This window comes from Paenibacillus sp. 203, from assembly GCF_037027525.1.
Taxonomy (GTDB): Bacteria; Bacillota; Bacilli; order Paenibacillales; family Paenibacillaceae; genus Paenibacillus; species Paenibacillus polymyxa_B.
Genome location: NZ_JAXCHD010000010.1, coordinates 190,741 through 207,383, shown reverse-complemented (window position 1 = coordinate 207,383; position 16,643 = coordinate 190,741). Strand labels below are relative to the sequence as shown.

The 16,643-nt window shown below is 47.6% G+C and carries 15 protein-coding genes and 1 rRNA gene; 3 read left to right on the top strand and 13 right to left on the bottom strand.

Annotation, left to right across the window (positions count from 1 at the left end):
• The 12 genes from WA407_RS21645 to WA407_RS21590 all read right to left on the bottom strand — a co-directional run.
• Positions 1 to 310: ribosomal RNA gene (locus tag WA407_RS21645) — 16S ribosomal RNA — on the bottom strand; the annotation flags it as partial.
• A gap of 391 nt (positions 311 to 701) precedes the next feature.
• Positions 702 to 2,312: an FAD-dependent oxidoreductase gene (locus tag WA407_RS21640; RefSeq protein ID WP_254329999.1), complete on the bottom strand. Its 1,611-nt coding sequence runs from the start codon at positions 2,310 to 2,312 to the stop codon at positions 702 to 704.
• Between the two features lie 25 nt (positions 2,313 to 2,337).
• On the bottom strand, positions 2,338 to 3,300 hold the full coding sequence (locus WA407_RS21635) for an ROK family protein (protein WP_235307006.1): 963 nt from the start codon (positions 3,298 to 3,300) through the stop codon (positions 2,338 to 2,340).
• A 128-nt stretch (positions 3,301 to 3,428) separates the two neighbouring features.
• On the bottom strand, positions 3,429 to 4,268 hold the full coding sequence (locus WA407_RS21630) for a MurR/RpiR family transcriptional regulator (protein WP_061832131.1): 840 nt from the start codon (positions 4,266 to 4,268) through the stop codon (positions 3,429 to 3,431).
• Entirely contained in the window at positions 4,246 to 4,965 is a 720-nt protein-coding gene (locus WA407_RS21625; protein ID WP_235307004.1) for an N-acetylmannosamine-6-phosphate 2-epimerase, read from the bottom strand. Before WA407_RS21625 ends, WA407_RS21630 begins: the two co-directional genes overlap by 23 nt.
• A 5-nt stretch (positions 4,966 to 4,970) precedes the next feature.
• Entirely contained in the window at positions 4,971 to 6,509 is a 1,539-nt protein-coding gene (locus WA407_RS21620; protein ID WP_235307003.1) for a DUF4127 family protein, read from the bottom strand.
• Positions 6,510 to 6,609: 100 nt separating this feature from the next.
• Positions 6,610 to 8,436, bottom strand: a complete 1,827-nt coding sequence (locus tag WA407_RS21615) for a protein O-GlcNAcase (protein WP_336078337.1) — start codon at positions 8,434 to 8,436, stop codon at positions 6,610 to 6,612.
• Positions 8,437 to 8,486: 50 nt separating this feature from the next.
• Positions 8,487 to 9,377: a carbohydrate ABC transporter permease gene (locus tag WA407_RS21610; RefSeq protein ID WP_023986649.1), complete on the bottom strand. Its 891-nt coding sequence runs from the start codon at positions 9,375 to 9,377 to the stop codon at positions 8,487 to 8,489.
• Entirely contained in the window at positions 9,377 to 10,258 is an 882-nt protein-coding gene (locus tag WA407_RS21605; RefSeq protein ID WP_235307001.1) for a carbohydrate ABC transporter permease, read from the bottom strand. Before WA407_RS21605 ends, WA407_RS21610 begins: the two co-directional genes overlap by 1 nt.
• Positions 10,259 to 10,321: 63 nt before the next feature.
• Positions 10,322 to 11,596 (bottom strand): ABC transporter substrate-binding protein, encoded by a 1,275-nt coding sequence (locus tag WA407_RS21600; RefSeq protein ID WP_254330021.1) that lies wholly within the window; start codon positions 11,594 to 11,596, stop codon positions 10,322 to 10,324.
• A gap of 182 nt (positions 11,597 to 11,778) precedes the next feature.
• Positions 11,779 to 12,342, bottom strand: a complete 564-nt coding sequence (locus tag WA407_RS21595) for a DUF420 domain-containing protein (RefSeq protein WP_023986646.1) — start codon at positions 12,340 to 12,342, stop codon at positions 11,779 to 11,781.
• Between the two features lie 292 nt (positions 12,343 to 12,634).
• Positions 12,635 to 12,910: a GNAT family N-acetyltransferase gene (locus WA407_RS21590; protein WP_134903211.1), complete on the bottom strand. Its 276-nt coding sequence runs from the start codon at positions 12,908 to 12,910 to the stop codon at positions 12,635 to 12,637.
• A 192-nt stretch (positions 12,911 to 13,102) separates the two neighbouring features.
• Between WA407_RS21590 and WA407_RS21585 the strand changes: the two genes are divergently transcribed.
• The 3 genes from WA407_RS21585 (at position 13,103) to WA407_RS21575 (ending at position 15,630) form a co-directional block, all read left to right on the top strand.
• Positions 13,103 to 14,068 carry an ATP-dependent DNA ligase gene (locus tag WA407_RS21585; protein ID WP_235306999.1) on the top strand — a complete coding sequence of 322 codons (966 nt, stop codon included), beginning with the start codon at positions 13,103 to 13,105 and terminating at the stop codon, positions 14,066 to 14,068.
• 111 nt (positions 14,069 to 14,179) lie between these two features.
• Positions 14,180 to 14,722, top strand: coding sequence for a MarR family winged helix-turn-helix transcriptional regulator (locus tag WA407_RS21580; RefSeq protein ID WP_061830683.1), 543 nt, complete (start codon positions 14,180 to 14,182; stop codon positions 14,720 to 14,722).
• Positions 14,707 to 15,630 (top strand): alpha/beta hydrolase, encoded by a 924-nt coding sequence (locus tag WA407_RS21575; RefSeq protein ID WP_235306997.1) that lies wholly within the window; start codon positions 14,707 to 14,709, stop codon positions 15,628 to 15,630. The genes WA407_RS21580 and WA407_RS21575 overlap by 16 nt, the downstream gene beginning before the upstream one ends.
• Before the next feature lie 62 nt (positions 15,631 to 15,692).
• Here WA407_RS21575 and WA407_RS21570 read toward each other — a convergent pair whose 3' ends face one another.
• Entirely contained in the window at positions 15,693 to 16,625 is a 933-nt protein-coding gene (locus WA407_RS21570; protein ID WP_061830773.1) for a manganese-dependent inorganic pyrophosphatase, read from the bottom strand.
• Between the last annotated feature and the right edge of the window lie 18 nt (positions 16,626 to 16,643).

The window sequence follows — 16,643 nt, the reverse complement described above, 5'->3', positions numbered from 1 at the left end:
TCTCAGGTCGGCTACGCATCGTCGCCTTGGTAGGCCTTTACCCCACCAACTAGCTAATGCGCCGCAGGCCCATCCACAAGTGACAGATTGCTCCGTCTTTCCTCCTTCTCCCATGCAGGAAAAGGATATATCGGGTATTAGCTACCGTTTCCGGTAGTTATCCCTGTCTTGTGGGCAGGTTGCCTACGTGTTACTCACCCGTCCGCCGCTAGGTTGTGTAGAAGCAAGCTTCTACACAACCCCGCTCGACTTGCATGTATTAGGCACGCCGCCAGCGTTCGTCCTGAGCCAGGATCAAACTCTCCATTAAAGACCAACCGAAGCTGGTTTATAGAAAGAGCGATAAGCTCATGTTGAAACTGACGAGATAAAAATATCTCTTGTTTGATTTTGCAAGCAAAATCATTTTACTCACTCGTTGTTCAGTTTTCAAAGATCAAACATTTCTCTTTCGCCGCGTTTTTCAGCAGCTATAAGATCATATCATGTTCGTTTCAAAAATGCAAGGGTTATTTTTTATTTTTTTGAAGATCATTTCACCCAAGCTTTTCGCTTTTGAAACTGCTGTTTTGTTGTCAGCTCAAATAATATATCATAAACCCCAGCAACTTAGCAAGCACTTTTTTTGTTTTTTATTTTAGAATAAATCCACTCATCTTTCAGCTCATTTAAAATCAGTCGAGGGGCTAGTTGCCCCTTCATTAGCTGATGACTTCCTCTGGCTCAAATACCTCTGCAGGCCAGTGTAGTTCCACACCTTGGCGAAGAAGAACATTTTGAAAACATCCAAGATGCTCTGCTGATCGGCTCACTTCAATGGGATATACTTCGTTGGAGACACAGTAAGCCGCTAGGCTTCCCGCTGATTCTCCTATATTCCATTCTGTAGGATGCAATCGATAGCAGCCATTGGCTATTTGGGTCATCCCTATATTTTTGCAGGCAGGAAGTAAATTGCGCACCCTCACCGGAATAAATGAGCCCAATGGAATTTCATAGGGATAGTTAGGGATGTAGAATGTTCGCTGAGATACCGTAGTTGGATGAAGATCCAAATGATAGCTACCTACACCTACACTGTCTGTATATCGCTTAGGACCCTCTTCTCCCCGAAGCTCACGACTTACATCAAACTCAGATATCATATAATTGGCCTGAATTCGGCGTGACTCGCGAATATAAGCCGTTTTAGCCAGACCGTCAGAAGTGCCGAGAATATCACCCCGTGGTCGAATTCCCGGATAGCCGAACCCTCCATCTAACCGGGGCGCTTCGGTTTGAAGCCAATATATTAATGAACGAGTCAACTCACGCGCTCCTTCTCGATGTTTTGCCTGCTCTTGAGCGGTAACACCGATCAATGGCCCTAGGTAATAATCATTTTGCGCCCAGTTTAAAAGAGTTACTTCACCATCATTTAGCGGTTTGCTCCATATCGAGGGATCTACAATACGACGATAATCCCATAAGGATACAATGCCCTGATCGTTAGGAAACAATGTGAACTGTTTTAGTTTACTGGTATCATCCGCGTCAGTAGCAAACCAGCTCAAAATCGGAAAACGGGAAAAGGACGGAATATAATTTCTCCAGAAATCATATTGTTGCGGCCGCTCTAAAATGAAGCTTTCCTGGGGAATATAGTCTACGGCAGCCACATGTGTGATAGATTGCATATCAAAAGGGTTAGCACACTCCAGTGCGTGAGGTTCACCCGTAGCAGCCCGCGACTCCGCTCCACTCGTATGCTCCACGCCCGCCATCGGAAGAAGATCACCACACTCTGTCGCATCCAGATAAAACGTTCCGTGCAGCACTCTAAATCCACACTTATGATCAGCGCTATTCGAGGTACGGACAGTTACAGAAGTAATACAGTCCCCATCCGTCTGAACGGCAATAGGCACGGTGTGATAGTATACATGAACGCGCCCCGTATTCAAATAAGGAGCGAGCATATCTTCAAGCACCCGCAGAGCTACCCGTGGTTCATGGGCCAGACGGCTTACCCAACCGTTCCCAGGATTGAGAATGGGATTATTTCGAGCTTCTTCGGTTAACGGATAGTTCTGACGGTAATAGTCACGTACACGATTACGGAACTCACGGTATGTTGCTGTGCAACCAAATTGTTCGATCCATCGATGCTCATCTGGAGGAACCGCCTGTGAAGTTAACTGCCCCCCTAACCAGTCCGTCTCCTCTGTCACGATGACTCTCATGCCAGCCTTCGCCGCCGCAAGAGCTGCCGATGTCCCCCCTAGACCTCCGCCAATCACAACAATGTCGGTATCAAGCCGTTTTTGCGTCATGGTTCGTTCCCCTTTCATTCTTGTACTAGGACTCGGTCATTTCGAAGGCAAGCCGTGCAGCGCCGATGATTCCAGCGCGATTGCCCAACAATGCCCGACTTACTTCCGTTTGAACTCCAAATTGGTGCAGATGCTTTTCCAGCATAGGCCACCAGACCTCTCCCGTGTCCGCTACTCCTCCGCCTACAATGATCCCCTCAGGATCAAGAGTCACCGAGATGTTAGCTAGAAGTACAGCTAAATCTGCGGTGTAATCATCCAGTACCTGGATTGCCTCCTGGTTACCGTGAACGGCCTCTTTCACTATCTCGTTTCCCGAGCGGTACAATTTACCGACGTGTTCCCTACCTCGACGTAACAGGGCGCTCCCCGATACATATTGCTCGGCGCACCCTTTTTTTCCGCAATTACAGGGGTGTCCTCCGGGGAATAGAATACTGTGCCCCCAATCACCGCCGCTCCAATGAGCCCCTCTGCACAAGTGGCCATTTTCCATATATGCACCTCCGACACCTGTTCCCAACGTGAGCATCACCAAACGTCGCTTGCCCTTCCCCGCTCCCTGCCACGCTTCTCCAAGTAAAGCGGCGTTCGCGTCATTATCAGCAACCGCTCGTAAAGCCAGTTTTTCTTTAGCCCACGTTACTAAGGATGTACCTTGCCAACCAGGTAGGTTATCTGTGGCATACACAACTACGCCGCTCTCCACATTTACTCTGCCAGCAGTAGCAATGCCTAGAGCGCCTATATCTATATAGGCACCGATGCTGGTATCCCCAAAAGAACGCAACAGTCCGAGCACAGATTCTGACACCTGCGACAACACCCATTCACGTCCACGGGAAGCGTCCGTATCCAGCCGGATTTCATCAAGCACCGATCCGTCCCGTGCCACTATGGCGGCCTTCACCGATGTGCCCCCAATGTCGATTCCAATGACTCTGTTCACAGCAGCTACCACCACACCAACCTCCTTGTTGCCCCACATAAAAGCTTACTAGCTTTTTGTACAAACCTTCTATTAATAGCAATACTTGAAATAGCCATTCATAAGCACCACAAACACAAGTCATTGAACTGTCGGAGCACAAGTTTTCAATTCACAACTGAAAAATCTCAATAGCTTCGTTCAATAACGGCCCTCGCTGTTTTTTCCTTCATCTGTTTGGTGTGATTCGTATGCTTGCGAGCAAGCCCTTCGCAGATGAGGTCAATCACGAATAGTTGTGAGATTTTAGCGCCGATTGAACCACCTTCTATTGGAGCTTCCTTGCCTGCGGTCAGCAACACGATATCCGCTATGGAGGTAATGGGTGATTTGGCATAATTCGTAATTGCGATAACAGTTGCACCGTTTTGCTTGGCTTTATGCAGCATATCGTTTGTATCCAGCGTACTTCCTGATACACTAATGCCGATAGCCACATCACCCGGGTTCATGGACACCGCCATCATCGACTGAATATGTCCGTCTGCCACAGCCTCGGCGCGACGCCCGATCCGTAAGAAACGATTTTTAGCATCCTGCGCAGAAATTCCCGAAGCGCCTACACCGAAAAATTGAACATAGCCCGCTTGATCGAGACACGCAATCGCACGACCAAGCTCTGAATGGTCCAGCAGCCCCATACTGGAGTGCAAAATATCGAGCATGTTGTGATACACCGTACGCGTAATATCTTGTTCGTCATCTGGGTCGATGTTCTCCTCGCCCATATCTGTTTTACGATAAGTCTGGTTTTGCGCCAGGGACAGTCGGAAATCCTGATAACCTTTGAAACCAATCTTCCGGCAAAAGCGCATGACGGTCGTTTCGCCTGTACCTGCAAAATCCGCCAGCTCTGTCACGGAGAAATATATGATGTCTGCGGGATGCTCCAGTACGCACAAGGCGACTTTCTGCTCCGATTTCGTTAATGAAGGATAATATGTGTTAATTCGGTCGTTCATCTCCATAGATGCATTTCACTGCCTTCCTTGCGGCATCGGCAAACCGCTGCGTAATCAATTGGGGTCTGGTAATCGCCGAGCCTACAACCACTGCATGTGCTCCCATTCGGAATGCTTCCTCAACCTGCGCCGGATCATAGATTTTACCCTCTGCAATTAAAGGAACAGGAACCAGTTCTGACGCTCTCCGAACCAGCTCCAGATCAGGACCCTCAATCCGAGTAGAGTACGGTGTATACCCGGATAACGTGGTGGATACGCAGTCTGCGCCAAGAGAGGCCGCATGAAGCGCCTCCTCCAGTGTCGAAATGTCTGCCATGGAAGTAACCCCCTGCTCATGGGCATAATCTATGAGCCTCTTCAGCTTGCATCCCGCTGGGCGCGGTCGTAATGTGGCATCCAGCGCAATGATATCCGCGCCTGCCTCTACCAGTTCCTCCATTTCACGAAGGGTAGGCGTAATGTAAATATCAGAATCATCATAATCCCGCTTAATCAAGCCAATGACTGGTAGAGAAATCGCCAGTTTAATCGCACGTACATCCGATGCGCCATTGGCGCGAATCGCTACAGCTCCACCCTGCTGTGCGGCAAGCGCCATTTTGACCATAGAATCTGCTCCATGCAACGGTTCGCCTGGCAGCGCCTGACAGGATACGATCAGTCCGTGCTGAACTTTGGATAACACACCTTCCATTCCCATAGGAATCACCCTCTCTTCTCGGCATGATGCCGTACGGTTAATCCGACTTCAAAGGTGCGGTTCCACGGCATGTAGCAATCTGTAATTTCCACGCGGCCTTCCGGCCCGTTCACATATTCATTGAGCGCCTGCTCCAGCCGTCTGCGAATAACCGCAGCAACCGAGCCTCTCGGTCCATCGAGCATAAACTTGGTAAAACCCATCTGCTCCACAATCCCGTTATTCATAGCCGTACGTATCACAGCGCAATAACAGGCATCCTCGGTGTAGCGCAGCGACAGAAAATCCAAATGTTCCTCCGTAGAGCCATAGTGGGTATACAGCATGGACTGGGCAATGACGGTGCCCAGCGTGTTAGAACTGGTATTCCAGCCTGCATAACCCGCCAGCTTAAAAAGCAGTCCTTTTTGCTTTAATAGTCTAATTAGCTTGAGATCTGCGCCGTTGGCGTAGCCCACATCAGCAACTGCAACATTTTGACCTACATATTGCAGCATATAAGAACCGTACTCAACCAGCTCTACTACATTCCGATGTACATCATATCCGGTCATTGCACGCTGCTGGGATGAAGCTTCTGCCATCGTGTCACCGGGTGTGTTAGCCAACAAAATCAAATCAGCCTCCATTGCTGAGGAAGCTATTAGCCCACCTGCCGCCATAATATGATATTTTAAGGTTTCGTAAAAATAGCGATCTTCAAAAAGCGGAACTACGAATGCCCCCTGCAAAGCAGACAACCGAGGATACACCAGTGGGACTACATTATTCATCTTGTTAACCCAACGAGCCAGCAGCGTACAACCCACTTCATCTGCCCCCGGGTACATGTATACATTCAAATCCAGCCCAAGCTCAGAAATACGACTTCTTAGCCGCTGCTGATCCTTGGCGGTATAGCCGTAGGGAGCCGAATCATCCTGTGGGATGATCATAAAATTAATGATACCTTCTGCTACGAGATCCAATGCAACTTCATTGGCCTCCAAATTCACATGGCGACGCCCCAAGTAATCATCCAGTATTTCCATTGGCAAACGCTCGTTAATATCAACTAATTCAAGCAACTCTTCTGCGGTAGCGATCCCCAGCTCCTGACGATGCTCAATGAAGCCCTTTCTGAATATCTCACGACCCCAATCGGCATAGTAATCCGGTTCTTCATCAGCCAAAGAGTATTGCGGACAACGCATAATCAGTTGAAATGCATACAGAGTCAGTTGCGGATATAGCTGCTTTAGCTTGCGAAGCCGATTCACTCTATCTCTGACCTGCTCGCTCGACATACCGTGTAGTCGAGAAGGTACGATTCCTCCGTACAGCAACGTATCCATCGCAACAATGGCTCCATCAGCAGTCGCTGCGCGTTCTTCGAGCCATGCCCATAGTCTGGTCATATCGCCAGGGGTTTTCTTTTGTCCCATCCATTCCAATGGGGGCCGCTCCATTTCCAAGTCTGTGCCTTGTGCCAGTAAATAAGGAAATTGATAATTACAGGGCCGCTCATCCAGCGGTATAAAAAGTAATCGGGTGTTTGACTTCACCGTACATTCCACCTCTCCTGAAAATTACCGTTATCCTAACGGCAAATGATTATTTTCAGGGCAGCTATGCTGCCTTGGTTTCTTAATCCATCGCAGACACTTACAAGATCAGCCGATATTTGCCTTGTTCATCCTGATCGACATAACCCCACTGCGCGGCAGCTCGGATCGCCGGATTGCTACCCAGCCGAGCCTCCGCTTCTAAGCAAGCAGTGATACCGCGTCGCAGTTCTCCTGCGATTTCGTCCGTCAGAGGCGACGGCTCTGGCCCGTCAATTTCTTCGCTCGGCGTGCTGCTCTCCTCCGACTGTGCATCGTCCTGTCGCTCGCTGCTGAGCGCAGCTTGACGCAGCACCTGCCACAGGCCCGCGTCCAGCTCGGCACGTTCCAGCCACGGCGCGGCCTGGGACACGAACCCTGCGGCTAGATCATCGGCAGGCACGTTCCGTAGGACGCTCACCGCCTGAAGCAGCCGCTCAAAGTACATATCCAGCGCAGGGATATCGCGCATTTTCAAAGCAAGGTCCACGTCCTCATACGTGTTGCCGCCTAGTCGGCTGTTCCTATTTTGACGACAGAAAAACATCAGTTCATCCGCACGCTCTCCCGCTAACTCCCGCGCAGCCCATTCCCAAGATAGCTCAGGCATATACCGTTCACTGTTCCACATGTAGTGGGACATCGTGATGAGCGTCACTTTGGAGCATTCCCACTGATTCATCGGGTTGGCCACCATACCGGTATGTCCGCAGTCCGGTAGTCTGGAGTATCGTCCGCGTAGCGGATCAAGGAATAACCGATCATGGTCACAATCATTCACCGGGATGTTATCCCACAGCCACAGCTCATGCCCAAAGTATGCATGATTATCAGCGGCGTGCTCGCGACTAATCTGTGGAGCAAAAACAAAGTACCCCGTCCAGAACACCTTAATCTCCGGATGCAGCCGCTCACGGAAATCCTTTTTGTATTCGGTATCCCAATATGACCAATATTCCGAAGGACAGACCGTCAGCGTAAATTCAGGCAGTCGTTCAGCCAACCATGCATGCACCTTGTTCGTCAAAAAGACATGAGCGTGACCCGAGCGGCCCAGCAAATGTCGATTTTCCCCTTTGAGTACATAGTCAATGTCATCCATTAATACAGAAAAATGACGTACGCCAATCTTAATCACGGCCGCCAGCTTTTCCGTCAATTTGAGGAAATCTTCATCGCTGCCAAAGCTCAGGTCGTTCCCTGGGCTGATACAATAATGAAAATCAACCTCATGCCGTTCGCAAGCTTCCTTTAATTCGCGGATCTGGTCAAACGTATCCTCAGGGTACGGTTCTCTCCATAGCTCACGATGATATGGATCATCCTTGGGGGCATACATGAACGTGTTCATCCGGTGCGTAGCCATAAAACGGACGGCATCCAGCCGATCCGCGAAACTCCACGGTATCCCATAGAAGCCTTCAATAATTCCTCGGACCGGAAATGAAGGCTCATCCCGAATAGACATCACCGGCAGAGTACATCGCTCCTGTTCCACCTGAAGCAGGAGATGCAGGGCATCCATGCCGTATTTGAGCCCTCTTTTATTGGAAGCGTGGATTTCAATCCGCCCGTCCTTCTGAATGTCCAACCGATATCCGTCTGCAGCAAGCGTTCCGTCATATTCGAGCGCCAACTGTACGCTTCCCCGTGTTTCAGTCGGTACACCCGGTCCTGGAGGTGCAATGAGCTTGATCGGTCCCTCAGGGTCCAGCACACCTTCATACTCCTGATTCATTGCAAAGCGAGAGGACAGTTCACAGATCAGTCGCGGTTCGGAGATAACCAGCCTTTCCCCGCTGTCATACACATCACGAAAATAATATTGTATCTCCTGCCGTGATAGCCCTACACCTGAATGAGGCCCCATTCCTTTGGACAATTTCATCGCAATCGTCTCCTTCCCTTCACAGGCTGTTCGTAGCCGTAACTACTGGCTTATCCTTTTACCGCTCCCGCCAGACCTTCCATATAGTAGCGCTGTGTAAACAGGAACAATATAATGATCGGCAGTACCGAAATCATTGTGCCTGCAGCAATCCAGCCGAAGTTATAGGCAAATTGACCGTTGAGATACGTGAGCGCAGCTGCCAGCGGATATAGCTCCGTATCGTTCAAAATAACGATAGGCCACAGAAAGCTATTCCAGAACGACATCGCCTCCAATAGAGAGATTACAGCCAGCGCTGGCTTGACCAGCGGAAGCACCAGCTGCCACCAAATTCGGAACTCCGAAGCGCCGTCCATTTTACCGGAATCACGCACATCGGTAGGAATATGGATAAACGTCTGTCGCATTAGAAAAATGTTGAAAACGGAGACTGCCCCAGGCAACACCACACCTAAATAGGTATTGCCTAGATGAAGCCCTTGAATGGTCAGATAATGCACAATAAATGCGGTGTAGGAAGGAATAATCATCGTGGCAATCAGCAGCGTAAACACCAGATTTTTACCCTTAAAACGAAATACAGCCAAGGGATATCCTGTCAGACTGGCGAGCACCACATTGAGCACAACGCCCAACACCGTAATGATGACCGTATTCAGCATATACTTTGGAAAATTCATGAACTGCCACACTTGAACGTAGTTGTCGAAATCAATAAAGGTCGGAAAAATAGCGGGTGGCGTTGAAAAAATGTTGCGGCCTGGCATGAGGGATACGCTGAGCAGCCATAGGAACGGTCCCATTAAAAAGAGGGCGAGTAGCACTAGAAGCACGTAGATGACCGTCATTCTCAGCATTCGAGCAAGACTGCGCATGATGCGGCTGCTTTCCTTTTTAGGAAGAGATGAGCGTAGCATTTTGTCATCCTTTAGATTCATCAATAGGGATTGACACCGCCTTTCCTATTGAATCGGAATACGATAATACTAAGTACGGCAATCATTGCACCGACAATTAAGCCAAGCGCGGAAGCATATCCAAAATTAAACTGCTCCATGCCCTTTTGAAAAATATACAAGCTGGATGTCAACGTGGCCGTTCCCGGCCCACCCTTGGTTAGTACATATACTTCATCAAATACGCGAATAGCTGACATGAGCGATATAAGGGTACAGAACAGAACGTAGGGTCTCAGCAGCGGAAGAGTAATATGGACAATCAGACGCCATCGGCTTGCTCCGTCGACTCTAGCGGCTTCGTACAGATCTTGGGGAATATTTTGTAATCCAGCCAGATAGAGCATCATATAATACCCGAGTCCCTTCCACATTGTGATGAACATTAGTACATACAAAGCCAAGTTGCTGTCCGATAACCAATGGATGTCTTTGCTAATCAAGCCGACCTGCATGAGCAAGTAGTTCACTATGCTGCTTTTGCCCAACAGCCAGCTCCAAATTAAGGCTACCGCTACCATCGAAGTCACAACAGGGATGTAGTAGGTCGTACGAAATATTTTAATTCCCGGGATACGGCTATTCACAAGCACAGCCATCAGGATGGAGAAAATTTGAAGAAAGGGGACAATGAGCACGTACAACAATGAGTTCCAAATCGAAATAAGAAAGTTACGGTCCTTAAACGCCGCTTCAAAATTATCCAAGCCGACAAAATGGGTGTCTGATATGACAGAGTAGTCCGTCAATGCCAGCGGAATGCTGTAAATAATAGGCCAAAATACAAAGACGGCAAGCAATAACAGTCCCGGCGTCATAAAGGCCCAGGCCGTAAAGGACTCCGACCTCAACCATTTGATCATGCTGCATCACCACCTGATTTTGATAAATGAACAGGGGAGTATTCACTTACTCCCCTGTCAAACCTATTGCTTTAAAATATCGTTCACTTCCTGCTCCAAGGCAGTAAGCGTCTGCTTCGTATCCGCGCCATTCAATACCATATTTTGTAAAGCTCTCGCGATGGCACTGTTCACATCTTTGGCATTAGGCACACCGACCATATAATCTGTCGCCTTATCCAAGCTTTGCGCGGATACTACCTTGGCTTGTGCTTCTAATGATTTGTCAGACTGAGTAAAATATGGATCTTTAATGGAGTCTTTCGTGGAAGGTAGTGTATTCGCCGCTTTAGAAAAAGCTGTTTGACTCTCTGCGTTTGTCAAGAAAACAGCAAATTTCACCGCTTCGTCCACATGTGCAGACTTAGCAGGTACGACCAGGTCCATGGAATTGGAGAGCCGCACATCGGCTTTGCCGGTTGGGACAGGGACAGCAATTGTGTTCTTATAAACATCCGGCGCTGCCGTTTTGATAAAATTGATGAACGTCGGGCCTGCCAGCTCGAAAGCAACCTGCTCGCCGGCATAATATTTCACTTGTTGTGAGAATTCAGCGTCTTCCTTGAGTACAATGCCATCTTCCATCTGTTTTTTCAGATTATCAATCATAGTGACTGCTTCTGGTGTGTTGAACGCCGCTGCTGTCTTTTCTTTATTTAGAATAGGAATGCCGTCCACAGCGAAAAGCTTGGATACAAGCTGCTGAGCATAGCCTGCCTTGCCAATTTTTCTATTAATCTGACGCCCCCATTCAGACAATTCCTCCCGGGTTTTGGGCGGATGGGCAGGGTCCAATCCGGCAGCTTTGACCAGCTTTGTATTCATGTAAAGCACTTCTGTACCGGTATACCAGGGTAGCGCATAAGCTTTACCGTTAATAACTGTAGAATTATAAATACCCTCGAAATAAGCAGCCTTTTCCTCGGGCGACAAATGCTCATTCATATCAACAACAGCACCCTTGGAGCCCATTTGGCTAGCAAATTCTGTATTGAGATTGACTACATCTGGACTGCTGTTGCTAGCGATACTTGTCAACAGCTTGTTGGTTACTGCGTCATAAGGGTAATCCTTCCAGTCAATTTTGACATTGGGGTTCTTCTGCTCATAATCGGCAATCACCCGATTGAAATACGGGGTAAATGTAGGTTGTAGTGCAATGGTCCAAAATTGCAGTGTTACTTTCCCTCCGTCAACCTTTTCCGACTTTGATCCTCCACCACCGCAGCTGCTCAGCAGTACAACCAGCGCTAGCATAGATACAAGCAACCGTAACCTGCCTTTCGCTTTCTTTGTCACATGGTGACCCCCTTGTTCTTAGTTGATTAAGGCAAATTATAGCAGAAATGCCGCTAAAGAAGGAACGTTTTTTCAATAAAATAAATTTAGAAGGAATAATTTTTCTTTTATTGGATACAAAAAAGACGTCTCTTCAGCAGAGACGCCATTTCCCTAAATCAACCCGCAAAGGGTTTAATCTATTAATAGTATGGGGCCATGAAAACGTACACCAGTACACCAGTCAAGCTCACATATAGCCAAATCGGCATCGTCCAGCGTGCAATCTTACGATGTTTTGCTACCTGCATCGTCCATCCCCATACAACTGTGAACAGGGCCAGCGGTACAATAATCGCAGCCAGTATGCTATGCGAAATCAACAGCGTAAAGTAAATCGGCCGAAGGATACCCACCCCACCATATTTTGCAGTTTCCGGCGAAATGTAGTGAAAGGTCAGATAGGAAAATAAAAATAAAACGGTACTGGCGAAGGCCAGCAAAACAAAGGTTTTATGAAGCTTAATGTTCTTTTTGAAAATAGCAACCAGTGCAGCCACCAGAAAAATAAATGTGAAGCTGTTAAAAATCGCATTCAGCCTTGGGAAAATAGTGAGATCAAAACTCACACTACCCTGGTATCCGATCGGCGAAAAGAACAGCAGCAAAATAATCACGTTGGCTATTATGGAAACGGTGATAATCAAGGCTGTAAAATTACGATTGCTCGTTGGAACGTACTGCTTGTCCTCACTCGCTTTATTCATCATGAGCGTCTCCTTCGTTAAATTCAGGTTTTCGTTACTGTTGTAGTCATAACCATAATATATTATATAGAACTCATGGACAGCCTGTGAAGTGACAACAGTATGAACAATTTCATAGCCATCTGTCGGAAAATATGATTTAACATTTGAGAATAGCCCTTTACTTCCCTATATCAACGGTAGAATGCATTGATTTTACAAGCTTTATGCACACAAAAAACACCGGGAAGGTCTGATTACCCGCTCCGGTGTTGTATCGATTATGCAATTAAGCAGCCTTGATGATCCATATTCATTGCTGCCATACGTCACTGTATTCCTGATGGCGCTTGAATAGAGCAAGCGCGTACGAGCAAGCAGGAATAACCTTTTTATGCTCATTCCTTGCCATATCAACCACTCGGTCAATAAGCTCCTTGCCGATTTTTTGACCCCGTAACTGCTCGGATACAAATGTATGGTCAATGACCAATGAGTGGTCATCTATGGATTTATAGCCTACTTCTGCAACTACCTGCCCATCATCCACCATGACTACTGCATGGTCCTCCTCGCGAATTTGTCTCATGAAACCAATCTCCTTTCTGACTGAAGAACATCCCTTACAATTCCATGCTAACGAATTACTGCAATCACTTCATGCCGACGCAAGATATCCTTATCATTCCCCTATTTAGGAATCAGCGAAACATCACATACATAAAATAAGATCTATCGTCGACACTATATTTATTCCAATAAAGGCAAGGGAGGTGCTGCGTTGCGTACGGAATTAAAACCTGTCATCCCGTTTGAACCGGAACTGAGCGAAAAAGTACCTGTAGATGCAACAGGCCTTTGGCGTTACGAAATAAAATGGGACGGTACGAGAATTTTGACGTATCACGACCAGGGCAGCACGCGTCTGTTCAACCGCAAACAGCACGAACGAACGCTTTTATACCCGGAGCTTGCTCTCTTCCCCTCCTACTGTAAAGCTGATTCGGTCATATTGGACGGGGAAATGATCGCACTCGGTGCCGACGGTAAGCCATCGTTCCATGAAATTATGCGAAGGGATCTGATTCGTCGAACAGATCGAATTCAGTCAGCCTATGAAGCTGTACCCGCTACTTACATGTTGTTTGATATTGTTTATCTGAACGGGGAGTGGGTTCATCTTAAACCGTTACAGGAAAGGCTTGAGCTCCTGCATCAGATCATCATACCGAATGAACGGATTCAACTGGCTCCCGCTCATCCTGATGGACAAGCTCTATTTCAGGTCATGTGCAGCCAAGGAATGGAAGGCATTGTGTGTAAAAAGCTGGATAGTCCGTACACATTGGGCGGAAAAGACGGACGATGGGTCAAGGTCAAAAATTATGGCGATATCATTGCCGTTATCGGTGGCTATACCCTAAACGGAGGCATTATCAACGCTGTGTTGCTGGGCCAATATGATAAACAAGGAATGCTGCGCTATATCGGGCATGTGGGTACGGGTAAGCTGACTCGGGAAGATTGGCGTCAGCTTACCGAGCGCCTGCTGCCACATACCATATCGGAGCGACCTTTTAGCAATAGACCGGATCGGCATCAAGACGCATTTTGGGTGCAACCTATGTTTACCGCCAAGGTTCAATATAGTGAGTGGCGATGGCAAGAAGGACGTACCCTGCGCCAGCCCTCCATACAAGCCTTTGTGAATCAGGGCCTCGATCAGTGTATCGGCCCCTGGATATGACGTTTTGCAGATATATTTTTTAAAAAATGCAGAACAAAGTTTGTATAAATCATTGCAACCAGTGGTTAATTAAATTACAGTTAACTAATTAACTACATCGAGGTGGATCGCATGTTCTTTTTTTTGGACTCCGAAATTCGTCAACTGGCCTATAATCTCTTTCCAGGTGGCAATAAACCGATTGGTGTTTTGGTAGATTTATTTTCCATAACGTATGAAATACGCAAAAATATGGAAAAACGTTCACGTGAATTTGGTCTCTCCTACGGGCAATATATCGCGCTTTGTGTACTTTCAGCGCAAAGAGATGAAATGTCATCTCCTTCTGCTTTGGCTGATAAGATGGGTGTAAGCCGGGCAGCAATCAGTTCTATGGTTATTTCTCTCGAACAAGAGGGATTCATTAATAAATATGACGATCCCAATGACAAGCGGGGAGTGTTCGTGTCCCTGAACGATAAAGGAAGAAGTAAAATTCAACAGATGGATCCCTTTTTCCTAGGGCTGGCTTCACGTCTGATGTCAGACTTTAGTGAGTCGGAAATCTGTCAGTTCCAAACCTATTTGTCACGCGTACGTTCTGCGTTTGAAGATGTTAAAGGTTCGCGTCTAACCGACTCCAGAGAGGAGAGAGAAAAATGGTGCGAAGACTGAGACAAAAACTGTTCGTCAAACTTGCCCGCATATCGGCTGGCAGAATGGTAGCTGCGTCCGATTTCAAACCTTCGCATTCTCCCAAAGTACATCGGAAAGAAAGGATCATCCCCACCTCTATTGGTGACTCTAGGGTGATTGTATATGAACCTTCTCACCGGTCTGCTGATCCACTCCCTGTATTCGTTAATTTCCATGGCAGCGGTTTTGTAATGGGTAGCGCCGAGATGGATGATCCCTGGTGCCCGGTCATTGCTGAACGTGCCAATTGCGTCGTCGTTAATGTCGATTATCGCTTGGCCCCAGAATATAAATTCCCTATCCCGCTACAGGAAAGCTATGAGGTGACCCAATGGTTGTACAAGCATCCTGATGTGCTTAACGTAGATCCTCAACGCATTGCGGTCGGGGGGCACAGTGCGGGTGGCAATCTAGCGGCGGCGCTGTGTCTTATGGCCCGGGAGCGCAAGGAATTTCCGATTGTATATCAGGTACTGGATTACCCACCACTGGATATTGCTACAGATCCCAAATTGAAGCCCCAATTTGAGAAGGGGATTCCGCCACGAGTAGCAAAAATCTTTAATGAAAGTTATCTGAACTCACCAGATGAGGCGCGAAATCCGTTGGTTTCCCCCATTTTTGCAGAATCACTACATAATCTCCCTCCTGCTCTGATCATAACCGCGGAGTTGGACTCCTTGGCTGACGAAGCCGAGTTGTATGCCAAACGGCTGATTGAAGCAGATGTCCCCGTGAAGTATAAAAAATACATGGGTGCCGCACATGCCTTTACTCATAGCGGTGATCTCGCTGTAGCTGAAAACGCCTGGCACCTGATGAGCGATCAGTTGAAATTGGCATTTGAATTCCGCATCGGAGATGTCCTGGCAGAACTGAAGAAATAAAAATAAGCCTCCTGCTTCCACTGCCATTATGCAGTCGGGCTCAGGAGGCTTATTATTTATCATTACAAACTGTTAAAAGCGTCAGTCAATACAGGCACAATTTGCGACTTGCGCGATACAACGCCTTTTAGAACAGCCTTATTGTCGTCCAACTGAACATTATAGGCTTTCTCAACCGCTTGTGCTTGGCTTCCCAGGGCAATACCAATGGAATCACTGTTCACGATGTCTGTTACAACGAACAGGAACAGATCGAGATTTTTGGCCTCAATGGTTTGGGATAATGCAGCTTCTAGGTCAGCTTGACGCGATAGCACATCGTTGACGTCTACTGCGTTCACTTGAGCAATTTCCACTTTGCGACCATTCATCTGAAATTCTTTGGCATCCAGACTTACTAACTGTTCAATGGTATGACCACTCAAATCAGCTCCCGCTTTAAGCAAGTCAAAACCGTAACGATCTGCATCTACACCAGCAATTTCAGCCAGTTCACGAGCAGCAGCTACGTCTTGATCCGTGCAGGTTGGGGATTTAAACAACAGGGAATCGGAAATAATCGCGGACAACATTAGACCTGCGATTTCTTTCGGAATCGCTATACCATTTTCCTTGTAGAGCTTGTTCAAAATGGTGGCTGTGCAACCCACCGGTTCAGCGCGGAAGTATAACGGCTGGCTTGTTTCAAAGTTAGCGATCCGGTGATGGTCGATGACTTCAGTTACACGTACCTTGTCAATATCAGCGGCGCTTTGCTGGCGTTCATTATGATCGACCAGAATGACGTTGTCCGTTTCAGCAGCAACCTGCTCAACCAGACGTGGCGCGCTCACTTTGAAATAATCCAGTGCATACTGCGTTTCCCCGTTCACCTCGCCCAGACGAACCGGCTCTACGTCCGCGCCTAGTTTGGTTTTTAAGTCTGCATAAGCAATAGCTGAGCAAATGGTATCCGTATCCGGATTTTTATGCCCGAAAATCAACGTTTTTGCCAACATAATCGACTCCTTTGC

Excerpts from the sequence above, each read along its gene's own strand:
- WA407_RS21640 (WP_254329999.1), bottom strand. The coding sequence starts at position 2,312 with ATGACGCAAAAACGGCTTGATACCGACATTGTTGTGATTGGCGGAGGT.
- WA407_RS21635 (WP_235307006.1), bottom strand. The coding sequence starts at position 3,300 with ATGTGGGGCAACAAGGAGGTTGGTGTGGTGGTAGCTGCTGTGAACAGA.
- WA407_RS21630 (WP_061832131.1), bottom strand. The coding sequence starts at position 4,268 with ATGGAGATGAACGACCGAATTAACACATATTATCCTTCATTAACGAAA.
- WA407_RS21625 (WP_235307004.1), bottom strand. The coding sequence starts at position 4,965 with ATGGGAATGGAAGGTGTGTTATCCAAAGTTCAGCACGGACTGATCGTA.
- WA407_RS21615 (WP_336078337.1), bottom strand. The coding sequence starts at position 8,436 with ATGAAATTGTCCAAAGGAATGGGGCCTCATTCAGGTGTAGGGCTATCA.
- WA407_RS21610 (WP_023986649.1), bottom strand. The coding sequence starts at position 9,377 with ATGAATCTAAAGGATGACAAAATGCTACGCTCATCTCTTCCTAAAAAG.
- WA407_RS21605 (WP_235307001.1), bottom strand. The coding sequence starts at position 10,258 with ATGATCAAATGGTTGAGGTCGGAGTCCTTTACGGCCTGGGCCTTTATG.
- WA407_RS21595 (WP_023986646.1), bottom strand. The coding sequence starts at position 12,342 with ATGAATAAAGCGAGTGAGGACAAGCAGTACGTTCCAACGAGCAATCGT.
- WA407_RS21590 (WP_134903211.1), bottom strand. The coding sequence starts at position 12,910 with ATGAGACAAATTCGCGAGGAGGACCATGCAGTAGTCATGGTGGATGAT.
- WA407_RS21580 (WP_061830683.1), top strand. The coding sequence starts at position 14,180 with ATGTTCTTTTTTTTGGACTCCGAAATTCGTCAACTGGCCTATAATCTC.
- WA407_RS21575 (WP_235306997.1), top strand. The coding sequence starts at position 14,707 with ATGGTGCGAAGACTGAGACAAAAACTGTTCGTCAAACTTGCCCGCATA.